This is a genomic window from uncultured Campylobacter sp. (assembly GCF_938045405.1).
Classification (GTDB): Bacteria; Campylobacterota; Campylobacteria; order Campylobacterales; family Campylobacteraceae; genus Campylobacter_B.
In genome coordinates, this window is sequence record NZ_CALIMW010000206.1 from 1 (window position 1) to 10,247 (window position 10,247).

Annotated in this window: 9 protein-coding genes and 1 other RNA gene; 6 read left to right on the top strand and 4 right to left on the bottom strand. The window is 45.1% G+C overall.

Going from position 1 to position 10,247, the window contains the following annotated elements:
* From Q0140_RS08290 to Q0140_RS08300, 3 genes are all read left to right on the top strand, one after another.
* Window positions 1-357 (top strand): 7-cyano-7-deazaguanine synthase (locus tag Q0140_RS08290; protein WP_297963653.1); only part of this gene is annotated, 357 nt, incomplete at its 5' end.
* Window positions 358-667: 310 nt separating this feature from the next.
* Window positions 668-1,150, top strand: a complete 483-nt coding sequence (locus Q0140_RS08295) for a hypothetical protein (RefSeq protein WP_297963655.1) — start codon at window positions 668-670, stop codon at window positions 1,148-1,150.
* Between the two features lie 101 nt (window positions 1,151-1,251).
* Window positions 1,252-1,506, top strand: a complete 255-nt coding sequence (locus Q0140_RS08300; protein WP_297963657.1) for a hypothetical protein — start codon at window positions 1,252-1,254, stop codon at window positions 1,504-1,506.
* A 96-nt stretch (window positions 1,507-1,602) separates the two neighbouring features.
* On the opposite strand, the gene Q0140_RS08305 is transcribed toward Q0140_RS08300, so the two are convergent.
* Window positions 1,603-2,637, bottom strand: a complete 1,035-nt coding sequence (locus Q0140_RS08305) for a hypothetical protein (RefSeq protein ID WP_297963659.1) — start codon at window positions 2,635-2,637, stop codon at window positions 1,603-1,605.
* A 106-nt stretch (window positions 2,638-2,743) separates the two neighbouring features.
* Between Q0140_RS08305 and truD the strand changes: the two genes are divergently transcribed.
* Window positions 2,744-3,856: a tRNA pseudouridine(13) synthase TruD gene (gene truD, locus Q0140_RS08310; RefSeq protein WP_297963661.1), complete on the top strand. Its 1,113-nt coding sequence runs from the start codon at window positions 2,744-2,746 to the stop codon at window positions 3,854-3,856.
* A gap of 391 nt (window positions 3,857-4,247) precedes the next feature.
* Here the strand turns inward: truD and Q0140_RS08315 are convergent, their stop codons facing one another.
* Window positions 4,248-4,613: a hypothetical protein gene (locus Q0140_RS08315; protein WP_297963663.1), complete on the bottom strand. Its 366-nt coding sequence runs from the start codon at window positions 4,611-4,613 to the stop codon at window positions 4,248-4,250.
* 344 nt (window positions 4,614-4,957) lie between these two features.
* On the opposite strand from Q0140_RS08315, the gene rnpB reads away from it, so the two are divergent.
* Window positions 4,958-5,274, top strand: an RNA gene (rnpB, locus tag Q0140_RS08320) — RNase P RNA component class A.
* A gap of 35 nt (window positions 5,275-5,309) precedes the next feature.
* Window positions 5,310-5,591, top strand: a complete 282-nt coding sequence (locus Q0140_RS08325) for a hypothetical protein (RefSeq protein ID WP_297963665.1) — start codon at window positions 5,310-5,312, stop codon at window positions 5,589-5,591.
* Window positions 5,592-7,657: 2,066 nt separating this feature from the next.
* Here Q0140_RS08325 and Q0140_RS08330 read toward each other — a convergent pair.
* Window positions 7,658-8,728: a DNA recombination protein RmuC gene (locus Q0140_RS08330; RefSeq protein ID WP_297963667.1), complete on the bottom strand. Its 1,071-nt coding sequence runs from the start codon at window positions 8,726-8,728 to the stop codon at window positions 7,658-7,660.
* A complete protein-coding gene (locus tag Q0140_RS12655; RefSeq protein WP_366112858.1) occupies window positions 8,718-9,527 on the bottom strand; it encodes a hypothetical protein in 810 nt (269 codons plus the stop codon). The genes Q0140_RS08330 and Q0140_RS12655 overlap by 11 nt, the downstream gene beginning before the upstream one ends.
* Window positions 9,528-10,247 lie beyond the last annotated feature (720 nt).

Below are 10,247 nucleotides of genomic sequence, written 5' to 3' on the forward strand. Positions count from 1 at the left end.
ATCGCCGCCGCGCTCGCCGAGAAGGAGCGCTGCGACGCGATTTTCATCGGCGTGGTGCAGGAGGACAGTAGCGGCTACCCCGACTGCGGCGCGGAGTTCATCGGCGCGTTTGAGCGAGCGCTTGAGCTGGGCACGAGCCGCGACTTTCATCCGCGCATCAAAACCCCGCTCGTACACCTCAGTAAGGCACAGATCGTCTCGCTGGCGCTTAGGATCGGCGTGCCGTTAGAGCTTACGTGGAGCTGCTACGAGCGCGAGGACGCTGCGTGCGGGCTTTGCGACAGCTGCCTACTGCGGCTTAAAGGCTTTGCTGGCGCCGGCGCTAAAGATAAAATCCCCTACGCGATAGAAGCTTAATCGCGCCGCGGCGAAATTTAATCGCGCCGCGGTTAAATTTTACCGAGCCCGCGTAGTGTTTAAATTTGAAACGCCGCATGATTTGCGGCTAGATTTAAACGCGCTGCGGCTTGCACTTTGGCGTACGCCGAGCTGCGGCTGTAAATTTAAATTGCGCTTTGAAATTTTAAAAATTTTAACGAGAGCGTTGCGTGTGGTTCAAAGCAAAAATCAATTATAAATTTACCTCCTACGCTATATTTATTAGCGCATAGGCGGATATAAACATATCGCGGTATAATCCGAGAATTAAATTTTTAAGGAGTAGAAAGTGGCATTCGTAGCGGAATATATCTCGAAAGAGGATATTGAGAAATATGGCGTTATTGACATAGTAAATAGCTCCAGAGCAAATTTTGGTGAACTTCCATTGGGCGATCAACGTATAGAGCAGCTTGATTGGGTCATCGATAGGCAGAGGGATATTTGGTTTATCTTTGTGTGTGATCCGCACTTACCGGATCCGCGAGATGGATTTACGGGTGAGGAGATTTATATTTTATGCTATAAGGGTAATGTTATCGAGCTTGATATAAGGCGAATTTATGACGAAACTACGAGTAAAATGCTAGTCGATAATCCGTTTTTTATAAAATATAAGCTGGAAAATATAAATTCTAGTATTGACGGAATTTCATTGGACGAGCTTTATAAAATTTTAAAAGAAGCTCTAACGGAATACGGAAATCGCGGTATTGATGGTAGAGAAAATTTACCAAAAGAACACGAAGTCGTAACTTTTCTGCACGGTTGAGAATGCTTGCGTGTATTAGAATTTCGGTCGGAATTTTGTTTTAAAAATAGGAGAGAAAGATTGATGAAATTTTAAAAACAATCCAAACGGCGTCGTTTATTATGTTTTTTGCACCGATATGGGCTTTCATAGCTACTCCGTCATTTGATTTTTGGAAAGACTCAAAAGTAGATGAGTTTTTTAAATTTGCCGCTATGAAAAGAGATATGAAACTTTTAAATGATGAGAGATACCAAAAGCCTCTAGATCGTAAAATTATTTGGCTTTACATAGCCTTTGAATTTTGCTTGGGGCTTAGCATTTATTTGGGTATTTTTGGATTTATCGTAAGTATGATTTTGCGGATAATTTTTTAAAAAATTATGGACAATAAGGCGGCTAAAGTAGTGAAATTCCAAAAGCAGCCAAATAGACAAATAGATAAAATTTTGAAATTTTAAAACCCTGTTCGCTTAAATCAGCGTCGGCTTTAGCTTGCGTGCCGAAAAGTCGGGCCTCTCGCCGCGAGCTAGAGCGATGAGCTCATCCGTCGTAATTAGATAAAACCCCGCGAATCCTCTGCCGAAAAGCCTTTGAATTTCATCGCTTCTGCCGTCTAAAAAATCAAGCGCAAGCTTGGAATTTACTAGCAAAAAATCGCTTCCGCTATCAAACGCGTCAAATAAAATTTCGCTCCCCAGCCGCAGCGCGCACTCCCGCTCGCGCTCATATATCTGCGCCCCAAGCGGCGCGCCTTCGCAGCCAAAGTGCACGATCTGCGCGCCCAGCCTGCTAGCCAGCTCCTCCGCAGCCTCGTCGTACCACACGGCGACGTTAAAGCCGCTAAAATTGTGCTTCGCGCCCGCTGCGTCAAATTCCGCCATGCTCTGCGCGCTTAAAATTTTATTGCTGCGCGCGGGCTCGTATTTTAAAATATCGCAAAACGCCCTGTATGCCGCGCGGTCGTCAAACTCCATCCCCACGGCGTCGCACTTCGTAAAATACGCCATCTGCGGCTCGATGATCTCTAAAACCCTCATACGCTCGCTCGGGTGCGTCTGCATCAGGCGGTGCGCGAAGATAAAGGCGCTGTTGCCCAAAAACTCCTGCGAGCATGCGGGGATTTTCGTCGAGTAAAAATAGGGCGCGAGGCTTTTGTAAAACTCGAAATCAGCAGCGTCCGCGATGCTCTCGAAAGCTTTAAATTTATCCAAAAACGCCCTCGGCTCGCAGCGCAGATCTTTAATCGACTCTTTTTCGCTAAGAGGGGCTATGATTAGCTCGCTTCCAAAGTGCGCTATCAGCGTATCTAGCGGCTCTTTTACGCTTACCGCGGTGCCGCCGATTTTTACAAATTCCACCCCCTGTGCGCTAAAATAGGGATCGTGCGCGTAGATGTCGTCAAGCAGCGCCGCAAGATCGGCAAAGGGCGCGCTTTCATAAACATAGGGTTTGAAGTAGCTTGTGACGTCGCAGCGAGGATCGAAGCGAAAGAGCCTGATTAGCATTTTTCATCCTTTTTTTATGGCGAATGATACTAGAATTTGCCTTAATAATGAGTTTTTTAGGCTCAATTTTATAAAATTGCGCCTTAGATTAACGCAAAGGCCGGCTATGAAAAATTTATACACCCTAAATCACGCGCCGATAAATGCGCATTTTAGTAAAAACTCCAGCGATTTCGTCGTGCGCGAAGTGCCGCTTTACGAGCCTAGCAATGAAGGCGAGCACTGCATTTTGCTGCTACAAAAAAAGGGCATCAGCACGCACGAGGCGCTGCGGATTTTAAGCGAGCATACGGGCGCTAAGATGCGCGAGTTCGGCTACGCGGGGCTTAAGGACAAGCAAGGCCTTACGACGCAGCATATTAGTATGCCTGCTAAATTTGAACTCGCACTGGGCGGATTTTCGCACGAGAGCCTTAAAATTTTAAGCGTGCAAAGGCACAAAAACAAGCTTAAAATCGGGCATCTTAGGGGCAATGACTTTTTCATCCGCCTAAAAAAGGTCCTGCCGCCCGACGCCGTCAAGCTCGCAGCCGCGCTAGATACGCTAGGGCGCGAGGGCTTTGCGAACTACTTCGGCTATCAGCGCTTCGGCAAGTTCGGCGACAACGCGGCGCAGGGCGAGGAGGTGCTGCGCGGACAGAGGCGGCTTAAAAACCCCAAAATGCGCGACTTTCTAATCAGCGCCTATCAGAGCGAGCTTTTCAATCGCTGGCTCAGCAAGCGGGTCGAAATTTCAAAATTTGCAGCGGAATTTAGCCTTGGCGAGTTTGCTAAAATTTACGAACTAAGCAAGGAGGAGGCACGCGAGATCGCGGCTCAGCCGCAGTTTTTTAAGCTTTTAAGAGGCGAGATTTTAGGACACTTTCCCCATGGCGCGTTTTTTAGCTGCGACGATCTTGGCGCGGAGTGCGAGCGGTTTACGAGGCGAGAAATCACGAGTGCAGGCCTTATCGCGGGGCGAGCGAAGCTGCGAGCTAGCGGGCTTGGCGGTAGATTTGAAGATGAAATTTTTGCGCCCGCTCGCGAGTTTGAGGCACAGATGAACGGCTCGCGCAGGTTTGCGTGGAGCTTTATGGAGCGCGTGCAGCACTCTTACGATGCGCAAAATGCGCATTTTAGCTTCAGTTTTTACCTGCCGAAAGGCTCTTACGCGACGGTCGTTTTGGAAGAAATTTTGCACCGAGATATATTCGAGGGCGCCGCGACAGACGAGGATTGAGCCGCATCGCGCGCTGTAGAGTAGGGTTCACACCACATTTACGCTACGGCGTAGCGCACCGCACTGCACCGCGCTGCAGAATAGGGCTCACGCCACGCCACGCCCCACGTCAAACCTCACCTCATCACGCCGCAGTACATCACGCTGCACGGAATTTTAGAGCTAGTTGCGTGGGTCTAAATTTGCGCGGTAGATAAAATTTTATAAAATTTCGTGAGATTTCATCACAGTAAGCGTGACGCTTTGTCTAAGCCATAGAATTTAAAATTTTATTCGGCTCGGCCGTAGGTAAAATTTGCTAAATTTCACCTTTTTATAGTTGTCCAAATTTATTTTCGTCAATAACCAGCAAAATATTATTAAGCTTAAAATCGCTTAAGTCTTTTATCTACTATTGCCCGTTTACAATATTTTCAAAAAAATTATTCTCTTCCCAAAAGTAGCATTCTAACATTTTTAAAATTCCATTTTCCAAAAGAACCATTGCTCCTCCAATGTTTTCATCAGAAAGCGTTAAATTTACATTGCCGACAAAACCGTTGTTTTTGCTTTTTTCTAATATTTTTTTACACTTGAAATGGCAATAATATCCGGCTGTCGAAACCTCTCTTTTTGTAATTTCTGAATTTTCAAACTGCTCATAAAGCGCATAATCGTTTAAATCATCACTTATTAGTTTAACAATTTCAGCCTCGATATTTGCAATATCTGTAAAATTATCGAGGGATAAACATCGTTCCGATTTTTGGTTTTCCATTTTTTATAACTCCACGTACAGTAATTTCATAGCCTTTAATATTAACTTTATAGCCATTAGTAAAATTATTTGGCAACTTACTATTTGCCATATCTTTTTCAAGTTCTTTAATTATAGCATTATAAGCTTGTTGTTGATTATTTTCAAATTTATTTAAAAAATCGTCTAATTTATGCTCTGTTTTGTTAAAGATGTGATTTAATTTATTAGCTTCTTTATCGTCGTCATCCTCCGGAGGTAATGGTGCGGGCTTGGAGCTTGTACTTGCTCACTCACGCCGTAAAATTCCGCCCCTTAAATTCCGCAAGCTCTGAAATTTAAGCCAAAAAAGCTATAATTGCGCTCGGGTGTGGCGTGCGGTCGCTCCGCAAGGAGAGGAAAGTCCGAGCTGCGATAAGACAAGGTTGCGTCTAACGGACGCCGGGGGCAACCCTAGGGAAAGTACAACAGAAAGCAAACCGCCGCGCAAGCGGTAAGGGTGAAAGGGCGGGGTAAGAGCCCACCGCGCGCGTGGAGACACGGGCGGCAATGCAAACCCAACCTGCAGCAAGAACGGGTGGTTTCGTCTTATATTCGAACCGTTCGCTCGAACCGATTTGCAAAAATCGGTCTAGATAAATGACCGCTGTAACGGAACTCGGCTTATAACCACACCTATTTTTACGCGGAACTTACTTATATAATAAGGATAGAATTTTGAAAAGCTTAATTTTATGCGGTATGCTTTGCGCCATCGTTTTAGGGCTCGGAGGCTGCGCGAGTGCGGGTGCTGATAAAAAATCTATAATCTTGCAAGGTGATGCTCATGATCGCGCTTGCGCAGAGGTTTATGAGCGCTACAAAGAGCTCGAAGCGGAGCTTTTAGCGGTCGAGGATCGATACGCAAACCCAAGCGTCGCGAACGATTATATACAGGCTTACGACGAGTATGAGCGCACCATCGCCTACTACAATGAAAATTGCGCAACTGATAAATAAACTGCGCGGATTGAGCGTGATTTGGTATAAGTGTGGCGCGGCGCAGCAGCGCAAAATGCTCAAAATTTTATAAAATCTCTAAAAACTATTGAAAATTTTATGCGAAACAAAAAGCATTTAAAATTTATTACGTACGCTTGGCTCTAGCGATACAAAGTCGCGGCACGGCGTATATCGGCGGTGCTTATTTGTGCCCGCATTTAGCTTAGCACGCCAAATTTGCTGTAATCGTATAACGGCGTCACATACTCGCGCATTGGCTAAGGAACGCGCAATTTATTAATCGAATCGGCGCTAAGCCTTGAAGTCGCGAAGTCGCGCTCAAAAATTCCGCCGCGCAGATTTGAATTAGTGATTTAAAGTAGCAAAGCAATACCCCAAAATTTAGCCGTGAGGCGGACGACGAACGATTTATTAATCGGATTGGTGCAAAGTCGCACTAAAAATTCCGTCACGTGGAGTTGGCTGTTATGTCCGTTTATGTATCTGCCAAAGCCTCGCAGCCTCAATATAAATATATAATTTCATCGAGTGGATTTGAATTGGCGCCTAGGCGCTTGGATCGATCGTAAAATCAAGCCTTTAAAATTCTATTGCTCGGTTTTGACCTGCTACGCGATTTTCGCGGCATATAAAGGCGGTAAAACGAGATCGTTAGGGTAGCTTTAAGGTGCAGCGATTTTTTCGCTTGCGTATACGGTTTAAGGCGCTTGGTAATTTCAGTTTACTCGCAGAATTTTAAGATACGCGGTTTTTTGATACTATAGCAGCGAGATTTTTTGGGTTTTTAGCGCGAAGGTATTTGGCGAATTTGCAGTGCTATGGCTTTGATTTTTGTCGAGAAATTTTAGAATTTTACGATTTCGCAAGAGAATTTTGTGTGTTTTGGCGCCGCGTCGAACTTAAAATTTCATCTTGCCGCCGCGTAAGATTGCGCGTCCAATCTTTCTGTTTTTTTAAATACGACGTATGTTTTGAGATTCGCGTCCGTTTTTAAAATTTTACTCCGAATAAACGCCGAATTCACAAAATGAGCCGCCCGGCGATAATTTTAGAAAGCCGTGCAAGCCTACAATGCAAAAGCAAAGCTTTATGAGAAGCGGAACCTAAGGCGCCTTTACCGATAATTTAGCCGCTCAAAATGCCGCGACTTTAAAATTTAGCGAGTTAAATTTTAAAATTTATGCCACTTGCTGTGGCTGGTAAAATTTCGCGAGCTAAATTGCGCTGAAATTTTACGAACGGCGACAAAAACTATTCGGCGTAGAATTTTATTTGGCTTGCTTATGCGGAGCGAGGGTTTAAGCTTGCAAGTAACCGCGGTTTTTGCTTTACGCTCGCACCAACCGTCCAAAGTAAGCGCGATGTTTATCTTGGCTACGCTTTAATGCGCGAGGTTTTTGTGTCGCCGTAAAATACAAATTTACAAGCTTTTGGGATTGTAGATTAATTTTGCGCGCTTGCAGATCGCTTTTGAAATTTTGTCAAAATCTGAATTTCTATCCGTGCAATGCCCATAAATTTCTTAGCGTCAAACGGCTAATCCTGCTCGCAGCGCTGCTGTTTGAAATTCATAGTGCCTGTAAGCCGCTTTTTAAAGTTTCGCCAAAATATGAAATTTCGCTCATGAATCATGAATTCTGACTCTGAAATGTAGAATTTTGCCTGCAACCGCAAATTACGTACGCAATAATGTGGCGTCAAATTTTATTTCGGTATAGCAGCGCTGAATTTCTTGGGCGGAAAGCGTATCGATTGATCTTGCCACATCGTGATGAGGGCGTGCGTTTAATGCTTGAGCGGATTGAATTAGCTCGCGCGTCCATGAAATTTAGCCGATCAAATTTTATGCGCGTCAGACAGCCTTCGAATTCTGCTCGCTCGCGTAACAAATCCATTAAGCTGAGTTTTAAATTCTGTCTATCTGCCTCAAATGGAAATTTTATCTGCAAAATAGGCGAGGCGTAAATTGAATTTGAATGCCACTCGCTCACCCGTGGAATTCCGCCGGGTTGTAAGCTTGCTAAAGCACTCTAAGCCGCGTTGTGCGCTACGGTTTGCCCTCATTACAGCTCGCTAAAACGCTCAAAGCGGGCTTTTAGAGATTTTGCATTTTTGTTTAAAAGCTCTGCTTGCGCGGCGAGCTTATCTGCGTATGTTTGAAGCGCCGTCGCATACTTAGCATGCGCATCAAAGTCCGATTTTAGCGCGTAAATTTCATCTTTTACCGATTTGATATTTTGCGCGAGCACCTCGTCTTTTACGAAGGTGCGGATCGTGCCTAAAAGCGCCAGCAGCGTCGTGGGCGATGCCGCAAAAATGCCGATTTGCGCGCAGTACTCAAGCACCTGCGGCAGCCTCTCGCAGACGTAGACGAAAACCGCCTCGCTAGGCACAAATAACACCGCAAACTCCGTGCTAAGAGGCGGTATTATGTATTTTTCCGCTATATCTGCGGCGTGCTTTTTCATATCAGTGGTGAGTTGCTTATCCGCACTAGCAAGCGCTGCGGCGTCGTTTGAGGCGGAGGCGGCGATGATCTTTTCATAGCTTTGAAGTGGGAATTTTGAGTCGATGCAAAGAATTTTTTCTTTTGCGATATGCAGCGCGCAGTCCGCAATCCTGCCGTTTGGTAGGTGCTTTTGCAGCTCGTAAAATGCGGTGTTTTGCCCATAAATCATCGATAAAATTCTCTCTAATCGATACTCACCGAAGTTGCCACGCAGCTTGACGTTGCCTAAAATCGAGTTTAGCCTTGCGATTTCGTCACGCACCTGAAGCGAAGTTTTATTTTGCTCGCTCATTCGCGCTAGATTTTCCGCTATGTCCTTAAAGCCACGATCCAGCGAGCTTAAATTCTCGCTAAGTGCGCTGTTTTGGCGTTGCAAGCCCTCGCCTAGGGATCTATTAAGATAATAGAGCTTATCGTTAAAGCCGTCGTTTAGGCTTTGATTTAGCTTAAAAAGCTCGGCACTTGCTCTCGCACTTTGAGCTGTGAGCCTTTCGCTTAAAAGCTCGCTAAGCGTGGAGTTTGCATCGCTTATGCGGCGGTTTTGTAGCACGAGCGCGATCAGTAGGGCAAGCACCAGCGCCGCAAAAAAGGCAAACGCCGCGAGCGCAATCCCATCAGCGCCCATTTTCTTGCACGCTTTGCGGATCTAAAATTTCATTTTTGTAGCGTAGATATTCGATGTCGTTGTTAAGCGCGCGATTTTCCTCAAGCAAAACCTCGTGTTTAGTGCGAAGCGCGGCGATGTCGCGGCTGATGTAATAAATTTCGTTGCGGATGTAAATCGCCGGCACCGTCAGCAAAAACGCAAATCCGATCAGCAGATAAACGACTAAAAGCTGATAAAGCGTGAGATTTTTCTCCTTTTTTTTCTCGGCATCGTAGTTGCGTAGTAGCTCGTCTTGTGCGCCAGCAAAACTGCCATAGCTGCGCCCTGCGGCAAGGCTTGCATAATCATGCACGCCCATATCCGCGTAATTTTGATTTTGCGTGCCTGTAAAGTTCGCACCCGTAAACGCAGCATAATCCGCTGTGCCGATAAAATTGGCACCTGCAAAATCGCCGTAGCTCGCTCCGCTGGAATTATCGCTGCCGCGAGTGGCTGAAATATTTGCGTCGCCGCGTCCTTTTAATTTTACTTTGCTGCTTTTATTAAATTTTGTTCCGCCGCTTTCGGAATTTAGATAGTTTTGAGTGTTTGTAAAGCCTGAACTTTCGAATCCCAAGCTAGTAAAATCATCGTAATCGCCCGCTGAGCCCGCGTAGTTTCGTTTTACGGCAAGATCTGCGGCAAGCTTATCTTCTATCTCCTCATCCGTCAGATCCTCCATAGCTCGTCTTTTCGCAAGCTCTATGCCCGCTAGATCAGATGTCCCTGCGAAGTCGTGCCCATCATCGTCGTCGGCAAAATATTCATATTTGTTCATTTAAAATCTCCATAAATTTAAAAACCACGATCTTATCTTTACTCGCCGCCAAGGCGCCTGCGTCAAGGTAAATTCGGCTCGAAGCCAGCAGCTAGCGTGTACCCAGCAATGGGCCGTTAAGGTAAAATTTAAAAGCAAAGCTACGAGCAAAATTTTTCTTTGCAATTTTACCTCGGTAAATGGAATTTTATCTTAACTTGCCAAATTCTATCTCGGCCAGCAAAAGCAAAATTTTAATTTAGCGGGCTATTTTTGTTAATTTTGCTCGCTCTTTTCACGATACTGTATAGCGGCGGAAGCTACGAAAGGAAGCATCGTGTTAATTTTGCTCGTTTTTTGCACCGGCAGGCTTGGGAAATTCATTTTGACAGGTAAAAATCAAGTTCGCTTTACTCGGCTTATTTTATAAAATTTTCTCAAATCGTCTGAAAAACCGCTTAAAATTTTACTGCGTCTTCGATGCGCCTTAAAACGCTAAGTGAAGGATATCGCTTGCAAGATAAGCTCTATCATCTAAAATGGCGATGAAATCAACGGCTCGTCTGTAAAATTTCGTTAAAGCAAAGAACGAGATTTGGCATTACGCCGCTTGCTTTAGGTGCCAAATTTTAACTCTCGCTCGGTTCTGTATCTATGTTGCCACTTAGTTTTTAAAATATGCAGCAGTTAAATCTCATAAAATTATACATTAAATTTAGCGTAAAATTAAACGTTAAATTT